This window comes from Microbacterium sp. (genome assembly GCF_026393345.1).
In the GTDB taxonomy this organism is placed as follows: Bacteria; Actinomycetota; Actinomycetes; order Actinomycetales; family Microbacteriaceae; genus Microbacterium.
The window spans coordinates 51587-67503 of sequence record NZ_JAPLAI010000066.1; the positions used below are offsets into that span (position 1 = coordinate 51587).

The window sequence follows — 15917 nt, forward strand, 5'->3', positions numbered from 1 at the left end:
TTCTCAGGCGCCCGCGGCGCGTCCGTTCGCCCAGCCCGTCGGGGCCACCCGGGTGGGGGCGTCGAGGGGGCGCCGGGCGTCGCCGTGCGCGAGCGCGTTCACGAAGCGGCGGCGGAACTCGGTGAGGTCGAACGACGTGACCGCACGGGTGATGGGCCCCGCCGGGGTGCCGAAGACGAGCGGCAGCCCGTCCGAGGTCAGTGCCACGCGGGTCGCGAGAGAGCCGGCCGTGGGCGTGAAGTCCACCGGTCCCTCGAGCCAGCCGGTGACGATCTCCGGGCGGTGGAGGATCACCGAGGCCAGCCCATCGTGGGCGGCCGAGATCCGGCGCCCCCACTTGTACTGGTAGAACTCGTTGTACGCATCCAGCACGTCGGCGGCGAACTGCGCCCACGGCGTCCCGATGCCGTCGAGCACGGTGTGCACCTGCTCGTCGAGCAGCGCGTGCGAGGTCACGTTGACCCCCACCATGACGACGTTGCCGTTGTTCCGGGCACCGAACACGCGCTCCGCCGCGACCCGGTCGTTGTCGGTGTTCGCGTCGGTGACCGCCGGATACCCCGCTTCCGGGTAGGGTCCGCCGCCGCCCATGATCACGACCGAGCGGAACTTCAGGAACAGGTCGGGGTCGAGCTCCAGCGCACGGGCGATGTTCGTCAGCGGACCGAGCGGATGCAGGTCCACCTGCCCCGGGTACGCATTCGCGATACGGACGAGGTAGTCCGCGGCGGGCTCGTCCTGCAGCGTGGGTTCGGGGCGGGTGAACCGGTCGCCGAGACCGTCGGTGCCGTGCACGAAGTCGGCGATGTGCGCCTCGCCCACGAGCGGCGCCGCCTCGCCGGGATACACCGGGATGTCCTCGCGTCCGGCCACCTGCAGCACGGTCGCGACGTTCCGCGCGGCCTGATCCACCGGGGTGTTGCCGTAGATGGTCGTGATCCCGAGGATCTCCACATCCGGCTGCGCCAGCAGGTAGAGCAGCGAATGGGCGTCGTCGAGGCCCGTGTCGGTGTCGACGACGACCCACTGCGCGGCGGGGTCGGGGACGGATGCGGGCGAGACCATGTGGTGCTCCTTCTCGGCGGATGTGCACTACCCACCCTGGCGGTGCGGCGCCAGCCTGACCGCCCCGTGTTACGGAAGGTTTCCATCTGTTTCCGGCCTTGTCACATTCGTTGCCTCTCGGGTAAGGGACCCGACACACTCGGAGCGATGGCTGCTGCCGTCCCTGCACCCGGCGCCCGGGCCTCCCGACCCGGCGAAGAAATGGACCCTCACATGGCAACTCCCGCGAAGCGCACCCTGCGCGTCGTCGTCCCCGCCCTCGGCGCCGTCGCGGCGCTGGCCCTCACCGCCTGTTCCGGCGGCGGCTCCGGTTCGTCCACCGCGGGCGGCTTCGAGGGGGTCGAGCTGACGGTGTGGAACAACATCGACTTCGACCCGTACCAGACGCTGCAGAAGGAGTACTTCGAGGAGTGCGCCGACGAGCTCGGTATCACCGTCGACGTGCAGACGATCACCGGTGAGTACACCTCGAGGCTGCTGCAGGCCTCGAGCTCGAAGTCCCTCCCCGACATCTCGCTGCTGAGCACCGACACCCAGGTGTCGCTTCTCGCCGAGCAGGGTGTGCTCGGCGATCTCGACGCCCTCGGGGTGAGCACAGACGGCATCGCGGAGAACGTCGCCGACCTCGGCCGCTTCGACGGCACGCTGTACGCCCTGCCGACACAGGTCGAGAACTACGTGCTGTTCTACGACACCGCCGCCTTCGCCGCCGCCGGCATCGACGCTCCCCCGACCACTTTCGACGAGCTCGTCGCGGATGCGGCCGCGATCGCCGCCACCGGCGAGTACGGCATTGCGCTACCGGGCGTCTCCGGCGACGGCTCGACCGCCGCGTACTTCCTGCCGTTCCTCCTCAGCGCGGGCGGCGACCCGGCCGACCCCACCAGCGACGGCGCCGTGGCGGCCGTGGAGCTGTACCAGCAGCTGGTCGCCGAGGGTGGCCTCTCCAAGGAGTTCGTGAACTGGGGCTGGGACGTCACCGACCAGTGGCTCGGCCAGAAGGCTGCGATTCAGGTCTCCGGCCCGTGGAACCTCGTCGACACCAGCATCCCGTTCGAATACGGCACCGCACCCATCCCGACGCTGACCGCCGACGAGGAGAGCAAGGTCGGCCTGCTCGGCTACGGCTACGGCGTCTCGGCCGCGGCAGACACCGCCCACCAGCAGGCGGCCGCCGCACTGATCGAGTGCCGCGCCTCCGAAGAGAACCAGCTCGACACCGCGGTGCAGGGCGGCTACATCCCCGCACTGACCAGCGCACAGGAGGCGTTCGTCGCCGAGGTCCCCGCGGCCGCATCCTTCGTCGACGCGGTGCCGAACGGCTACAACGCCGCGGAGCTCGGCACCGAGTGGAACTCGCTGCAGCAGGTCTACATCGACGCGATCCAGGACGCGGCGGTCAACGGCACCAGCGCTGCCGATGCCCTCGAGAAGGCCGCACAGGCCCAGTAATGACCTCGCCCACCGTGGCGACCGACCGGCCGGGGGGAACCACCCCCGGCCGGTTTCGGCTGTCGCTGGCCCGGCGCCGGAACGCGGAACTCTGGCTGTTCCTGATCCCGGCGATCGCGTTCTTCGCCCTGTTCTTCCTCTTCCCGCTCGGCTACGGCGTGTTCATGAGCACGACCGACTTCACCACCGGAACGTTCTTCACCGGTGAGGCGCCGTTCGTCGGGGTCGACAACTTCGTCACGATCTTCCAGTCCCCGCTGCTCGGCACCGCGATCGTCAACACCCTTGTCATCACGGTGATCTCCGTGTCCGCCGAACTCGTGCTGGGCCTCGCGCTCGCGCTGCTGTTCACCCGCATCTTCCCCGGCAGTCGCTGGCTGCCGCTGCTGATCCTCATCCCGTGGCTGTTGCCCTCCGTCGTCGTCGCCACCATCTGGAAGTGGGTGCTCTCCGGCGACGGTGCGTTCAATGCGGTGCTCGCCACCCTCGGGCTTCCCACCAACGCGTGGCTTGCCGACCCCCACACCGCCCTCGCCTTCGTCATCGTCGTCGCGGTGTGGGGCAGCCTGCCCTACTGGTCGACGATCCTCGGCGCCGCCCTCAAGCAGGTTCCGGAGGAGCAGCTCGAGGCCGCACAGCTGGACGGCGCCGGACCCTGGCAACGCCTCATCCACATCGTCATCCCGAACATCTGGCCGGTCATCTCCGTGCTCGTCGTCATGAGCGTCGTGTACTCGCTGCTCATCGTCGACCTCGTCCTCGTCCTCACCTCGGGCGGCCCGGCCAACTCCACGGTCACCCTCGGGCTGCTGTCGTACCGGGCCGCGTTCGACGTGTTCGAGTTCGGTCAGGCAGGGGCGTACGGGATGCTGCTGCTCGTGCTGAGCCTCGCCTTCGCGGCGCTGTACACCTGGCTGTCCACCCGTCGAGAGAAGGCGGAGCGATGAGTGCCGGGCGACGCCCCCGCGGCTGGGGCTGGACGCTGCTGACGGTGGCGATCCTGGTGGTCTACCTCTTCCCCATCTACCTCATGCTGTCGGCGTCGTTCCAGCCGGACGCATCGTCGGCGACCGTGCAGTGGGTGCCCACATCCCCGAGCCTCGACGGGTATGACGACGTGTTCGCCAGCGGCGGGCTCGAGCGGCTCCGGGTGAGCCTCATCGTCTCGCTCGGTTCGGTGCTGCTGACGCTCGTCGTCGCGACGCCCGCCGCATACGCGCTGAGCCGGCTGCGGTCGAAGGCGGTGTCGCTGTCGCTCGTACTGCTGCTGCTCGCGCAGATGATCCCGAGCATCGTGCTGGCGAACTCGTTCTACGCCATGTTCAACACCTGGGGGATCCTCAACACGTACCTCGGGCTGATCCTCGCGAACGCGACCGCCGGCATCCCGTTCGCCGTGATCCTCATGCGCTCGTTCATGCTGCGGCTGGACCACGAGGTGGTGGAGGCGTCCACGATCGACGGGCTCGGTCCGCTCGGGAGCTTCCTGCGGATCGTGGTGCCGCTGTCCCGGAACGCGATCATCACCTCGGCGGTGTTCACGTTCCTGTTCGCGTGGGGCGACCTGCTGTTCGGCCTGACGCTCGTCACCCAGGGCGACATGTACCCGGTGACGGTGTTCATCTACTCGCTGACCAACTCGCAGTTCAACACGTGGGCCTCGGTGATGGCTGCATCCCTCATCGCCAGCGTCCCCGCGCTGATCGTGATCTTCGCCGCGCAGCGGTATGTGAAAGCCGGGATCGCCGCGGGCGGCTCTCGCTGACCCTCTCGCGCGGGGGGACAGTCGCGGCGGGTGCACGAGGCACCGACGTCGCCATGAGCGCCCCCTCGGGCGGACGGGTCAACGGCGGAGCAGCGACAGCCGGCTCACAGCGCGGGCGACGTCGCGGGGCGGGTGCGCCGCCTCCCGCATCCGCTCGGGGGACCCGGATGCGGTCACGTGAAGCGTCGCGCCGCGGTCGTGCAGAATGTCGACGAGCACGGCGAACCGGGCGAGCGGTTCCCGCCGGACGAGCGCCGGGTCGGGCATCCCGAGGATGGTGATTCGGCGGAACCGGTCGGCGAGCCAGAGGTACTGCTGCGCCGCGAGCGGGCGCTCGCAGAGCTCTACGAAGCTGAACTCGGCGGCGTCCCCGTCGACGGCGGCGGCGCGGAGCGCCACCCCGTCGGGGTCGAGCGCGACACCCGCCGTCTCCGGTATCGCGTCGGCGTCAGCGGTCACCGTCCAGGTGCCCGCGGCGAACCCGGTCGCCGCGGCCACCTCCCGCCGGTAGTCGACGCCCTCGGCGAGGGGCACCACGGTCAGCTCGGATTCGATCAGCGCGATCGCGGGCAGGAACCGATGGTGGTGCAGCGGGTCGGGCAGGAGTTCCCCCGGCGCGTAATTCGAGGTGGCGATGAGCAGCACGTCGTGCTCGCGCAGCCAGCGCAGCACCGCCGTGAGGTAGACCGCGTCCGCGACGTCGTGCACGTGGAACTCATCGAACAGGACCACCCGCGCCGACCCGACGGCGGCGGCGATCGCCGCGGTCAGCGAGGCCCCGGTGCCGAAGATCTGCCGTTGCAGCTCGCGGAAGAAGCCGTGGAAGTGGACGCGGAACGTCGGCACGTCCGCGAGCGCCGCCAGGTAGTGCTCGGCCAGCACGGTCTTACCCCGGCCGACCGGCCCCCAGACGTAGTAGCCGCGCGCCGCAGGTGCCGCGAGCCGGGCGACGGCGGCCTGTTGCGCCGCATCCAGCACGAGACCGCTCCCTCGGATGCGGCGGAGGAACGCGGGCCCGGCCGCCACGCTGAGCGGGTGCCACGGTGACGGCACCGCATCCGTCTCCGGGTCGAGGGCAGGCGCGGAACTCACCCGTCGACCCTACGTCTGCCACTGGCCCCCGCGCCGCCGTCACGAAGTTCGCAGAATCGCACGAAGTTCGCAGGATTCCGGCCGAATCCTGCGAGGTTTGCGCGATTCTGCGAGGTACGCGCGACCGGCGCGGCAGCGCCACGCGTGTGCGGCGACCTCACGCGGCCCGCCGCAGACGCCACGACTCCACGCCGATGCCGATGAGGCCGACGGCCCACAGCAGGTAGAGCGACGCGAACGCCCACCGCAGTTCGTCGAGGCGGTACGCGGCGGGGACCGCGCCCTGCAGGTCGAGCACCAAGCCCACGAGGTACACCGCGATGAGCGCGGCGATGAAGCCGCCCATGTTGACGATCCCGGTGGCGGTCGAGAGCCGTCGCACCGGGTTGTGCCGGCGAGTGATGTCGAACGCGATCATGGATGCGGCGCCGCCGCTGGAGAGCGACACCATCCACACGATGAGCAGCCACAGCGGTGCCGGACCCGGGGTGAGCAGCACCGCACCGAGCACGACGGCCTGCGCGATCACCGACCCGACGGCGACGGTCACCCGGCGCTGCGGGTACGACCCCGACAGCACGCCCATGAGCGGGGCGAAGACGACGCCGCCGAGGACGAAGACGGTGAACATGACGCTGGCCTCGTCGCTCGACATACCCTCGCCGTGGGTGAGGAACGGCACACCCCACAGCAGCGCGAACGTCGTGCCGGCGAACGGGGTGACGAAGTGCACCCAGAACGCCAGGCGGGTGCCGGGTTCACGCAACGCCTCGCCGAGGAGCGCACTCTGCCGGGCCGCCGGTGCGGCCGACGCGCTGCGCACGACGACGCGTTCCCGGGTGACGAGCGCGTTCACGACCGCGAAGACGACGAACACCGCACCGAGGGCGCAGAACGCGGCGGGCCAGGAGATGCCGTGCACGCCCGCGGCGAGGACGGCGACGCTGAGGATCTGGCCGAGCTGCCCGATCTGCGCCGTGATCTGCTGCAGCAGCGGCACCCGGCGCACCGGGAACCAGAGGGTGAGCAGCCGCAGCACGCTCGGGAAGACCATGGCGTCACCCGCGCCCGTGAGCACCCGGGCGAGGATCGCGGATGCGGCGTCGGGGGCGAAGGCGAGCCACACCGATCCGCCGGCCATGACCAGCATCCCGGCAGTGACGACCACGCGCGACCCGAACCGGTCGAGCAGGAGGCCGGCCGGGATCTGCATCGCGCCGTAGACCGCGAGCTGCAGAGTGGCGAACAGGGCCAGGGTCGAGGAGTCGGCGTCGAAGCGCACGGCAACGTCGGTGCCGACGCCGGCGAGCGAGCTCCGACCGATGATCGCGACGAGGTAAGTGAGCGATCCGAGCGCCCAGATGACCCAGGGGAACGCCCCGCGCACCCGAGCCGACATCACCGGGATCGAGCCGGTCGACGCACCGAAATCGGTCACGCGCAGCCACCTCCGGGCAGGACGAGTCCGAAGGAAGAGGCGGGGGAAAGCATCCCCTCGATGCTACTCCGGGGCGCGCGGCCTCAGACGCCGCCGCCCCCGCCGCCGCCTCCTCCGCCGCCCGCGGATCCGCCACCGCCGGACCCGCCGGAGGTGCTCGACGAGGACGCCGCACTCGTGGACAGCGACCCGATCCCCGACGTGAACGACGCCGCCGTGAACGCCGCGGTGCCGACGTACCAGGTGGGCGATACGCCGTCGCCGTAGAGCACGGCGAGGCGCTCCGCCCACTCCTTTTCCTGCCCGAAGACCACGGCGTACGGCAGCAGGGGTTCGTAGATCCGCAGCAACTGCGATGCGTCACCGGTGTCGATCCGCTCCGCCCCCCGCGGCGACTGCAGCATCCGGATGCGGTCGGCCTCTGCCCAGTGGATGAACTCCTTCAGCCCCCGCAGATGGTCGCGGAGCTCCGCTCCGGCCGCGGACAGCGGCTTGTGGCCGATGAGGATGAAGAAGACGACCAGCGCCGGGATCGGAAGCAGGAGCAACAGGATGGCGATGCCGGCGTCCGCTCCGCTTTCGATCGTGAGGATGCCGCCGCCGACGGCGAGCACCGCTCCGACGACGAGCAGCAGCCCTGGCCACGCCCGCACGCGCCGGGGCACTGTCCGGTAGAAGCCGCGGGCGGCGAGCGCTCCGGCCGCTTCGACGAGGATCTGCCGTGAGGCCGCGGCGAGGGCGCTGTCAGTGGTCCCGAACGTGAACTCCGCCCCCGCGGGCGCGTCGGGTCCGAAGAGGCCGTCCAGCAGCAACCGACCGTCGGCGTCGGCACGGGCGGGATCGATGAGCACGGCGCGGAGGGTCATGCGGCCGAAGATCGAGCGCGGCCCCTCCTCGATACGGATGCTGCCGGCCACGGCCTGCTCCAGCACCTCGGCGGGGATGGCCTTGGTGGATCTGCCGAGGAACACCGCGCTCTCCAGCGCATCGATGGCCGGCGGCGTGTACTCGGCGATGATCGTGGGACGCCCCGGGGCGTTCCGCAGGGTGCGCGCGCGCACGCCGATGGTCCACGCCAGCGCGACCAGCACGAGCACTGTCCCCGACAGCTGCATCCAGGACCATCCCGACGCCAGGTAACGGCTGTCGAAGGCGGCGAACGTGCCACGGCGGAAGCCGACGGCGACCGTCATGGTCTCGTACGGCGGCAGGTCGGTCGCCTGTGCCGTCGCCCCGTCGTCCGTGGCGGCGATCTCGCAGGCCTCCTCGGAACCCTGGGCGCCGACGTAACACGCCTGGTCGCCCGTGAGGGCGTCCGTGAGGTCGGGGGCCACGCGGAGGGTGGCGGTGATCCGGCCGAACGACTGCGCCCAATCGACCCCGTTGACGTCCCAGTAGAACTCGTCGACGCCGGTGTCGGCGAAGTTCCAGGTGACGTTCTGTAGCTCGTAGGTGAAGACGTAGGTCTGCTCGCCGTGGACGAACCCGTCGGCGCGGGACGTCATCGCGTACACGCCGTCGTCGCCCTCCGCCTCTTGGGCGCGAGGGCGGCCGTCCGCATCCGTGATCGAGACCAGCTCGGGGAACAGCGGCTGCCCGTTGTAGGTGTCGGGGATGACGCGGCGCATGCCGTGGTTCTGGTCGTACTCCGGAAACTCGGCGACGAAGGTCTCGGTCACCCGGAGCCGACTCGTGCCGTCCTCTGCCCGGCTCAGGTCATAGACCACGTCGAGGCTCCGGAACGTGAAGTCGTCCACGTCGGTCGAGACCGGGCGGCTGTCATCGTCGAAGCTGACCTCCGCGGTGCAGGCGGCGAGCCCGATGACCGCCCCGAGAACCCACAGACCGGCCAGGACGCGCCGCCATATCCTCCGCATTCCGCCAGGCTACGGGGTGGCGCCGCGTACGCTAAGAGGCATGACGGACCGCCGCCTCGCCATCGACGCCTGGGAGAGCCTGTTCCGTGCCCAGCACGAGATCTTCGCGCTGATCAGCCAGGACTTCGGTGACTCCGGCCTCTCGCAGGCGGAGTACGACGTGCTGCTGACGGTGACGCGGTCGCCGGAGATGACCGCGCGGCTTCGCGATGTGACCCGGAACATGCTGATCAGTCAGCCGAGCGTGTCGCGCCTGGTCGACCGCATGGTCGCGCGCGGCTATGTCACCAAGTGCGCCGACCCGGATGACGGCCGTGGCGCGCTGGTGCGGGCGACCGAGGAGGGCGCACGGGCGTTCCGGCAGATCGCGATGGAACACGGTCGATCGATCGCGGCACGGATGTCGAAGCTCGACGACGCCGAGCTTCGGACGCTCCTCGACCTCACCGCACGGCTCCGCCCGGACTGCTGACCCGGAGACGGGAACACCCCGGCCGCGTCGGCCGGGGTGTTCTGGCGGGCGGACGGTTACGCGTTCGCCTCGGTGATCTCCATCGCGGGGGCGTCGCCCTCGGTCATGACCTGCACCTTGCGGGGCTTGGCCTTCTCGCTGACCGGGATGGTGACGCTGAGCACGCCGTTGCGGTAGCTGGCGGAGATGTTCTCCGTGTCGAGGCCCTGACCCAGGCTGAGCTGCCGCAGGTAGGTGCCGGCGGTGCGTTCCCGGGTGATCCAGGTCACGCCCTCCCCCGCCGGCAGCGTGCGCTCGGCACGGATGGTGAGCAGCTGACCGTCGACGTCGACGTCGACCGACCCCGGGTCGATCCCCGGCAGGTCGGCGGTCAGGACGTAGTGGTCGCCGTCCCGATAAAGGTCCATCGGCATCTGCCGGGGGCCACGGCGTCCTCCGTCGAAGAAGGTGTTCGCCAGTCGCTCCAGGTCACGGAGCGGATCGTAAGTGGCCATATCGCGTCTCGTTTCGAAGCAGATCGGATGCGGCATCCGATCGATATCGGTACTTGAGTCCCCACGACTCAACTACGAATAATTTAGCACTCTCCTCCCGAGAGTGCCAAGCCTCTACCAGCGATTGTGGACGTCCTCCGCCCACCCGTCGATGCCGTCGAAGGAGACGGCAGCCTCGTCTGTGCGGAACGTGCCGGACCAGCGCCCGAAGCACTGGTCGGTGCGCGACGAGAGAACCCCGAGGTTCGTCGCCGAACGCTTGTCGTAGAACGGCTCGAGCGTGGCGTCGAGCCCGCCGCCGGTGACCCGCCACGGCCGCAGCGGGTCGGTGAGGTCGTAGTCCCAGCGCAGCTCGTCGTGGATCTTGTGCAGTCGTCCGTCGATGATCACGCCGTTCTCGGTGACGCCGGTGCCGTCGGTCCACTGGCCGCCGACCTGCAGTCCGAGGATGCGACCCTCGCTGACGCCCGAACCCGCGCCCCAGTTCCATCGCACGTCGTACGGCCACCGCCCGCGCCCATGATCGAGCACCGCCCAGGACGCGCCTGCCGGCACCGCGTGGGTGACGCCGTCGACGGTGACGGTCCCCGAGGCGGGCAGTGCGAGGTCTTTCACGGTGTACTGGAACCGCGCCGGGTTCCGGAACGGCACGACCACGGCCAGGCACTCGTGCCCGTCGGGCCGGTGCACGGTGACGTCGAAGGACGCGTCCGGGATCTCGGCGCGCAGGCGCGTGGTCTCCGCATCCGTGTCGATGTCGATCCGCAGGCCCTTTGCCCGTGCCCGCGCGGGTCCCGCACCGAGCACCCCGGGAACCTCCACCCCGCGGGCGGGGATGACCGTGGTATCGCGGCTCCAGGACCGTTGCGTGGCGCAATCGAAGATCCACACCCCGTGGACGGCGGCGTAGTCGATGGACGAGACGGTCAGCGCGAGGATGTGGGTGGGCGTGATGACGTTCCAGTACTCCCACCGCTTGTTGCGACCCCTCCCGCGAGCACCGGGACCGATCCCCGACGTATCGACGATCGGATGCCGAGCCCATCCGACGGCGGCAGGGTTGAGCCGTCCGTCCGGCAGGGTCAGCGACACCGGCTCGGTCAGTTCGCGCTCGGTCATGCTCGTCCTTCCGCGGCGGCGCGGATGCGGTCGTTGACCGCTCGCAGCGCCTGTTCGTCCACTTTCACGACCCGGCGGTCGTACGTGATGAGTCCGTTGGTCTCGTCCTCGACGTCCGAGAGCTGCGTGTACACGAGCGCCGCGATGCCGTCACGGACGGCGGGCAGGATCTCGTCGTCGTGCAGCCGGAGGATGGCGGCCTGCAGGGTCGCGGCGGACGAGAACCGTTTGTAGCCGAACTCGTCGGCACCCCAGGTGTGCTCGGGTGTCGGCCAGCTGTAGCCGCCGTATTCGGTCAGCGCCAGGACACGTCCGTCGCGCCGCCGGGGTGCCCGCACCGGGCGGAAGTAGATGTGCAGGCTCTGCAGATCGCCGGCACCCTGGTCGTACCAGCCGCTGGCGTGGTCGACCGGGCGGGTCGGGTCGAGCGCCGACACGTGCGCGGCGATGCGGGCGGCGTCGAACTGCCCCCACGCCTCGTTGAACGGCACCCACATCGAGATCGAGGGGACGCTGCGGAGGTGCTCGATCATCTCGGCGAGTTCCGCCTCGAACCGGTCGCGGCCGGCCCGGTCCGCGCGTCCGAACGCCGCGTGCCGGGTGTCGTCCCGCCGCAGCGCCGGCACGATCGCCGGGGCCGAGACGAGAAGCTTCCGATACCGGTCGCCGCCGTTGACCGCGTCCTGCCAGACGAGCATGCCCAGGCGGTCGCAGTGGTGGTACCAGCGCAGCGGCTCGACCTTGATGTGCTTTCGCAGCATCGTGTAGCCCAGTCGCTTCGCGAGCTCGATGTCGGCGACGAGCGCCGCATCCGAGGGCGCGGTGTACCCCCCGTCGGGCCAGTACCCCTGGTCGAGCAGACCGATCGGCAGGTGGGGCTCGCCGTTCAGCAGCAGGCGCGGCACCCCGCGAGCGTCGGACCCAACACCGAAGGACCGCATCCCGACGTAGGAGGTGACGGTGTCCTCCTCCAGCCGGACCGTGACGTCGTAGAGAAACGGGTCCTGCGGCGACCAGGCGCGGATCGGTCGCGGGAGCGACAACCGGGTGGGTTCGCCGACGACGACCTCTGCCGTGGCGACCGTCTCCCCGGCGCGGGCGACCTCGACACTCGCCGTGGTGCCGGCCGGTGCCGCCTCGGCGTGCACCGTGATCTCGACCACGCCAGCGGCGAGGTGCGGCACGAGCACGAGGCGGTCGACCGCCACCCGGGGCACGATCTCCAGCCAGACGCTTTGCCAGATGCCGGACTGCGGGGTGTACCAGATGCCACCGCGGTCACTCGACTGCTTGCCGCGCGCCAGCCAGGCCGCATCCGTCACGTCGCGGACCGCCACGACGACGTCGTGCGTGTCGCCGGCACCAAGGGCCGCCGTGACGTCGAGCGCGAACGGTAGGTAGCCACCGGTGTGCCCGCCGACCTCGATACCGTCGACGGCCACGCGGCAGCTCTGGTCGACGGCGCCGAAGTGGAGGATCGCCCGTTCCCCGGGGCGCAGGGCGCGGGGCAGCACCAGAGCGCGGCGATACCAGAGGGTGTCCCCGGCACCCACCGTGCGGGAGACACCGGACAGCGGGGTCTCCGGAGAGAACGGCACGATGATCTCGCCGTCCCAGTCCGCGGGCGGCACGGCCGGGTCATCGACGGCGAGCGGGTCGGATGCGGCGACGCGGAGCGCCCGGATCGCGTACTGCCACGGCCCGTTGAGGCTGCGCCAGTCGCCACGAACGAGCTGCGGACGCGGGTATTCGGGCAGCGGGGATGCCGGGTCGAGCCGTTCTCCCCATTCGGTCGACAGCGCGGGACGAGGCATCGGCTTCCTTGCTGATCGACCACGGGTTCAGGTGAATCGATCCTAGGACCGCGGGGAACCGCATCCGAATCCTCGCACTCGCCGGCATCGCGTGCCTCGCCGGTTCGCGGCAGGATGGGGGCGGTAGCGTCCGCACGCCATTGAGGAGCCGGACATGGATCAGATCGACACCATCGTCGTCGGCGCCGGAGTCGCCGGCCTGACAGCCGCCCGCCTGCTCGCGGATGCGGGCCGCCGAGTGGTGGTGCTCGAAGCCCGCGATCGGGTGGGCGGCCGTGTCTGGACCGACCGGAGCGACGGGCACACCACCGACCTCGGCGCCTCGTGGATCCACGGCATCGAGGGTTCGCCGACCGCCGCCGCGGCCGACGCGTTCGGGATGCGGCAGGTGGAGTTCACGGTCGGCGCGTATCAGGCCGGAAGCCGCCCGATCGCGTACTACGGTCCGGACGGGAAGCGGCTGTCGGACGAGGCGGCGAGCCGATTCATCGCCGACGTCGCGAAAGTCGACGCCGCGCTGCAGCGGGTCGTCGCCGCATCCGAACCGTCGGCGTCGTACCGCGAGGTGACGAACGAGGCGCTCGCGATGCAGGGGTGGGACCCCGAGCGAACCCGCCGGGTGCAGGAGTACCTGGAGCACCGCACGGAGGAGCAGTACGGCGTGTGGATCGAGTCGCTCGCCGCCCACGGGCTCGACGACGATGTCCCCGACGGCGACGAGGTGGTATTCCCCGACGGGTACGACCGCCTGCCCACACGGCTCGCGGAGGGGCTCGATGTGCGGCTGGAGCATGTCGTGTCGCGGGTCGAGTGGGCACCCGAAGGGGTGTCCGTCACGACCGATCACGGCTCCTTCGTCGCGGACACCGCCGTGGTGACGGTGCCGGTCGGGGCGCTCCAGTCGGGCGATGTCCGCATCGAGCCGCCGCTCCCGCCGGTCAACGCGAACGGATTGTCGCACCTGGCCATGAACGCGTTCGAGAAGGTCGTGCTGCGGTTCGCCACGCGCTTCTGGGACGAGGACGTCTACGCAATCCGGCAGCAGGGTCCCGAGGCGGTCTGGTGGCACTCCTGGTACGACATGACGGCCCTCGACGGGACGCCCACGCTGCTCACCTTCGCCGCGGGACCGGCGGCGATCGCTACCCGCGGGTGGGCGCCCGAGCAGGTCGTCGACTCCGTCCTGACGCAGCTGCGCCGGCTCTACGGCGACCGGGTGGAGCTGCCCACCAGCGTGCATGTCACCGGATGGCAGGACGATCCGTTCACGCATGGGTCGTACGCCTACATGAGGCTCGGGGCAACGGCCGCCCACCACGACGACATCGCGACGCCGATCGGCGGGGTCCTCCATCTCGCCGGGGAGGCGACCTGGGGCGAAGACCCGGCCACGGTCAACGCCGCCCTGCTGTCGGGGCACCGCGCCGCGTCGAACGTTCAGGGGCGGGAGATCCCGATCGAGCGGCTCTGGGGCTCAGCCACGACCTGAGAAAACAGAAACGGCCCCCGCCGGAGCGGGAGCCGAAGCTGGACTGTCTCAACACAGTGTGCGCCTGGAGGGACTCGAACCCCCAACCTTCTGATCCGTAGTCAGATGCTCTATCCATTGAGCTACAGGCGCATTTGCAGACCCGCCGAAACCGGCGCGCAGGCACTAGAAGAGAATACCCCACCGCGCAGGCGCCGCGAAATCGAGGCCGCTATCGCGTGTCGCCGGAGGGGTCTGCGTGGGCCTCCGCCACTCGTCGGCGGTGCGCCGCCAGGCGGGGCAGATCGACGAGCACGAGACTCTGGATGCGGGCGGACCGCATCTTCGCGTAATCGGGCTCTAGATCGGGGCGGGCGGCCTCGATCCGGAGGCTGCTGTCGATGTTGCGGGCGACCTCCGCCCACGCGGCTTCACGGGCGGCCTCCACGAGCGCGCGCAGTTCCTCGGGGTCTTCGGCGCGGTGCCGCAGCGCCGCTGCCGTCCGCTCGGACTGCTTGCGCCGTCGACGCAGGTTCCGCACGTCGCGGCTGCGGTAGTCGTGCGTGCCGCCGGAGTCGCTGAACCGGCGGCGGGCGAGCTTACGTTCCCGCTCCGCCCGCGCCGCATCCTGCTCCGCTTCGGCGGCGAGCGAGAGGAGGGTCTCCTTCGCGTCGGGGAGGAAGCGGTCTGCGTCGAACCCCTCACCCTGGGCGAGGATGTCGACCAGGATGCGGTTCTTCAGCGCCAGCCGGGTCGCTGCGGCGGCGATGTAGACGCCCTCCGCGACGATGTCGTCAAGCTTCGGCCGTTTGGCACGCCGGACGTCGGCGTCGCTCTCGCGCGCGTCACGGTCCTTCTTCGCAGCCAACGAAACCCCCTCCGTCGACTCTACTGCGCCCCTCCTGCGGGGCACCGGGGGATTCCCACCGGGTGACGAGGCGGGCTGCGTACAGGTCGGCCGCCGGTCAGGCGACTCGGCCGGCGAGCCCCGTGACGATCGCGGCGATGCGGCGGGTGCGGGTGTCCGCCGCCTTCGCACCTTCCACAGAGGTGACATGTGCCTTCCGGGCGCTCGGCGACAGCGCGTCGAAGCCGGCCCGAACGCCGGCCTCATTCAGCGCGGCGGCGAGATCGGCGGGCACCTCGACTTCTCGCGGCGCGGTGTCCAGCTCCACCTCCACCGTGATGGCGTCCCCGCCGCGGAGGCCGGTGGCCGCACGCTTGTCGGAGCTGAACGGGATGAGCGAGAGCCCGCCCATGACCCCGACCGTGCTGCGATAGGAGTAGCCGTTCACGTCGACCGTCACCGGGGGACGCTTCCCGCCGCCGAGGGCGGCCAGCACGTCGTCCGGCACCTCGATCCCGGTGTTGTTGCCGAACGCGGAGAGGGTCGTCTCGAAACGCATGTGCCGAGTATGGCTCCCGATCCGCAGCGGCGTCGAGAGTGCATGCCGGGATCAGCGCGGCTAGCGAGGGCCTCCGGCCGGTGCAAGCCCTCGCGCCCCTCCGGCGGGGGCGTAGCCTCAGGCCATCGCTTCAGCGAAAGGAGAACCCAATGGGTTTCATGGATGATGCGAAAGAAGTCGCCGAGACCGCGGGCCGCAAGGTCAAGGAGGGTTTCGAGGACACCAAGGATCGAATCGGCGACAAGCTCGACGAGGTCAAGGCCGACGCCGAGGTGAAGAAGGCGGAAGCCGACCGCGAGCGCGTCGAGAAGCGCAATGAACTCAAGGAGGACCTGCGGGACTGACCCGCTCCCCTGACGAGACCGAAGGGCCCCGGAGAATACTCCGGGGCCCTTCTCCTCTGTTGCGGGGGCACCGGCCGTCCCGCGTCAGAATTCAGGCTGAGCGTCACCCGC

The 15917-nt window shown here is 70.4% G+C and carries 15 protein-coding genes and 1 tRNA gene; 6 read left to right on the plus strand and 10 right to left on the minus strand.

Annotated features, from left to right (window positions below; all coding sequences use genetic code 11):
- Positions 1-3: 3 nt before the first annotated feature.
- Complete coding sequence (locus NT132_RS12945; RefSeq protein WP_297789686.1) at positions 4-1065, minus strand: nucleoside hydrolase; 1062 nt, start codon at positions 1063-1065, stop codon at positions 4-6.
- 213 nt (positions 1066-1278) lie between these two features.
- Between NT132_RS12945 and NT132_RS12950 the strand changes: the two genes are divergently transcribed.
- From NT132_RS12950 to NT132_RS12960, 3 genes are read left to right on the plus strand one after another with little or no spacing between them, the layout of a single operon-like run.
- Positions 1279-2517, plus strand: a complete 1239-nt coding sequence (locus NT132_RS12950; protein ID WP_297789689.1) for an extracellular solute-binding protein — start codon at positions 1279-1281, stop codon at positions 2515-2517.
- A complete protein-coding gene (locus NT132_RS12955) occupies positions 2517-3464 on the plus strand; it encodes a carbohydrate ABC transporter permease (RefSeq protein WP_297789693.1) in 948 nt (315 codons plus the stop codon). Before NT132_RS12950 ends, NT132_RS12955 begins: the two co-directional genes overlap by 1 nt.
- Positions 3461-4282: a carbohydrate ABC transporter permease gene (locus NT132_RS12960; protein ID WP_297789696.1), complete on the plus strand. Its 822-nt coding sequence runs from the start codon at positions 3461-3463 to the stop codon at positions 4280-4282. Before NT132_RS12955 ends, NT132_RS12960 begins: the two co-directional genes overlap by 4 nt.
- Positions 4283-4360: 78 nt before the next feature.
- Here NT132_RS12960 and zapE read toward each other — a convergent pair whose 3' ends face one another.
- The 3 genes from zapE to NT132_RS12975 form a co-directional block, all read right to left on the minus strand.
- Positions 4361-5374, minus strand: a complete 1014-nt coding sequence (gene zapE / locus NT132_RS12965) for a cell division protein ZapE (protein ID WP_297789699.1) — start codon at positions 5372-5374, stop codon at positions 4361-4363.
- Between the two features lie 157 nt (positions 5375-5531).
- Positions 5532-6812: a nitrate/nitrite transporter gene (locus NT132_RS12970; protein WP_297789702.1), complete on the minus strand. Its 1281-nt coding sequence runs from the start codon at positions 6810-6812 to the stop codon at positions 5532-5534.
- A gap of 83 nt (positions 6813-6895) precedes the next feature.
- On the minus strand, positions 6896-8689 hold the full coding sequence (locus NT132_RS12975) for a DUF2207 domain-containing protein (RefSeq protein WP_297789705.1): 1794 nt from the start codon (positions 8687-8689) through the stop codon (positions 6896-6898).
- 40 nt (positions 8690-8729) lie between these two features.
- On the opposite strand from NT132_RS12975, the gene NT132_RS12980 reads away from it, so the two are divergent.
- On the plus strand, positions 8730-9161 hold the full coding sequence (locus NT132_RS12980; protein ID WP_297789708.1) for a MarR family transcriptional regulator: 432 nt from the start codon (positions 8730-8732) through the stop codon (positions 9159-9161).
- Positions 9162-9217: 56 nt separating this feature from the next.
- On the opposite strand, the gene NT132_RS12985 is transcribed toward NT132_RS12980, so the two are convergent.
- The 3 genes from NT132_RS12985 to NT132_RS12995 form a co-directional block, all read right to left on the minus strand.
- Positions 9218-9655, minus strand: a complete 438-nt coding sequence (locus NT132_RS12985; RefSeq protein ID WP_297789711.1) for an Hsp20/alpha crystallin family protein — start codon at positions 9653-9655, stop codon at positions 9218-9220.
- 114 nt (positions 9656-9769) lie between these two features.
- On the minus strand, positions 9770-10774 hold the full coding sequence (locus tag NT132_RS12990; RefSeq protein WP_297789714.1) for a DUF2804 domain-containing protein: 1005 nt from the start codon (positions 10772-10774) through the stop codon (positions 9770-9772).
- Positions 10771-12588: a glycoside hydrolase family 2 protein gene (locus NT132_RS12995; RefSeq protein ID WP_297789717.1), complete on the minus strand. Its 1818-nt coding sequence runs from the start codon at positions 12586-12588 to the stop codon at positions 10771-10773. The genes NT132_RS12990 and NT132_RS12995 overlap by 4 nt, the downstream gene beginning before the upstream one ends.
- Before the next feature lie 154 nt (positions 12589-12742).
- On the opposite strand from NT132_RS12995, the gene NT132_RS13000 reads away from it, so the two are divergent.
- On the plus strand, positions 12743-14077 hold the full coding sequence (locus tag NT132_RS13000; protein ID WP_297789720.1) for an NAD(P)/FAD-dependent oxidoreductase: 1335 nt from the start codon (positions 12743-12745) through the stop codon (positions 14075-14077).
- A gap of 59 nt (positions 14078-14136) precedes the next feature.
- Here the strand turns inward: NT132_RS13000 and NT132_RS13005 are convergent.
- From NT132_RS13005 to NT132_RS13015, 3 genes are all read right to left on the minus strand, one after another.
- Positions 14137-14209 (minus strand) — tRNA-Arg (locus NT132_RS13005).
- A 79-nt stretch (positions 14210-14288) separates the two neighbouring features.
- Positions 14289-14924 (minus strand): asparagine synthase, encoded by a 636-nt coding sequence (locus tag NT132_RS13010; protein ID WP_297789723.1) that lies wholly within the window; start codon positions 14922-14924, stop codon positions 14289-14291.
- Positions 14925-15021: 97 nt separating this feature from the next.
- Positions 15022-15462 (minus strand): YdeI/OmpD-associated family protein, encoded by a 441-nt coding sequence (locus NT132_RS13015; RefSeq protein WP_297789726.1) that lies wholly within the window; start codon positions 15460-15462, stop codon positions 15022-15024.
- A 149-nt stretch (positions 15463-15611) separates the two neighbouring features.
- On the opposite strand from NT132_RS13015, the gene NT132_RS13020 reads away from it, so the two are divergent.
- Positions 15612-15806, plus strand: coding sequence for a hypothetical protein (locus tag NT132_RS13020; protein ID WP_297789729.1), 195 nt, complete (start codon positions 15612-15614; stop codon positions 15804-15806).
- The last annotated feature ends 111 nt before the right edge of the window (positions 15807-15917 follow it).

What these genes read in the sequence shown, in the direction of transcription:
- NT132_RS12945 (WP_297789686.1), bottom strand. Translation starts at nt 1,065, where the DNA reads ATGGTCTCGCCCGCATCCGTCCCCGACCCCGCCGCGCAGTGGGTCGTC.
- NT132_RS12950 (WP_297789689.1), top strand. Translation starts at nt 1,279, where the DNA reads ATGGCAACTCCCGCGAAGCGCACCCTGCGCGTCGTCGTCCCCGCCCTC.
- NT132_RS12955 (WP_297789693.1), top strand. Translation starts at nt 2,517, where the DNA reads ATGACCTCGCCCACCGTGGCGACCGACCGGCCGGGGGGAACCACCCCC.
- NT132_RS12960 (WP_297789696.1), top strand. Translation starts at nt 3,461, where the DNA reads ATGAGTGCCGGGCGACGCCCCCGCGGCTGGGGCTGGACGCTGCTGACG.
- NT132_RS12975 (WP_297789705.1), bottom strand. Translation starts at nt 8,689, where the DNA reads ATGCGGAGGATATGGCGGCGCGTCCTGGCCGGTCTGTGGGTTCTCGGG.
- NT132_RS12980 (WP_297789708.1), top strand. Translation starts at nt 8,730, where the DNA reads ATGACGGACCGCCGCCTCGCCATCGACGCCTGGGAGAGCCTGTTCCGT.
- NT132_RS12985 (WP_297789711.1), bottom strand. Translation starts at nt 9,655, where the DNA reads ATGGCCACTTACGATCCGCTCCGTGACCTGGAGCGACTGGCGAACACC.
- NT132_RS12990 (WP_297789714.1), bottom strand. Translation starts at nt 10,774, where the DNA reads ATGACCGAGCGCGAACTGACCGAGCCGGTGTCGCTGACCCTGCCGGAC.
- NT132_RS12995 (WP_297789717.1), bottom strand. Translation starts at nt 12,588, where the DNA reads ATGCCTCGTCCCGCGCTGTCGACCGAATGGGGAGAACGGCTCGACCCG.
- NT132_RS13000 (WP_297789720.1), top strand. Translation starts at nt 12,743, where the DNA reads ATGGATCAGATCGACACCATCGTCGTCGGCGCCGGAGTCGCCGGCCTG.
- NT132_RS13015 (WP_297789726.1), bottom strand. Translation starts at nt 15,462, where the DNA reads ATGCGTTTCGAGACGACCCTCTCCGCGTTCGGCAACAACACCGGGATC.
- NT132_RS13020 (WP_297789729.1), top strand. Translation starts at nt 15,612, where the DNA reads ATGGGTTTCATGGATGATGCGAAAGAAGTCGCCGAGACCGCGGGCCGC.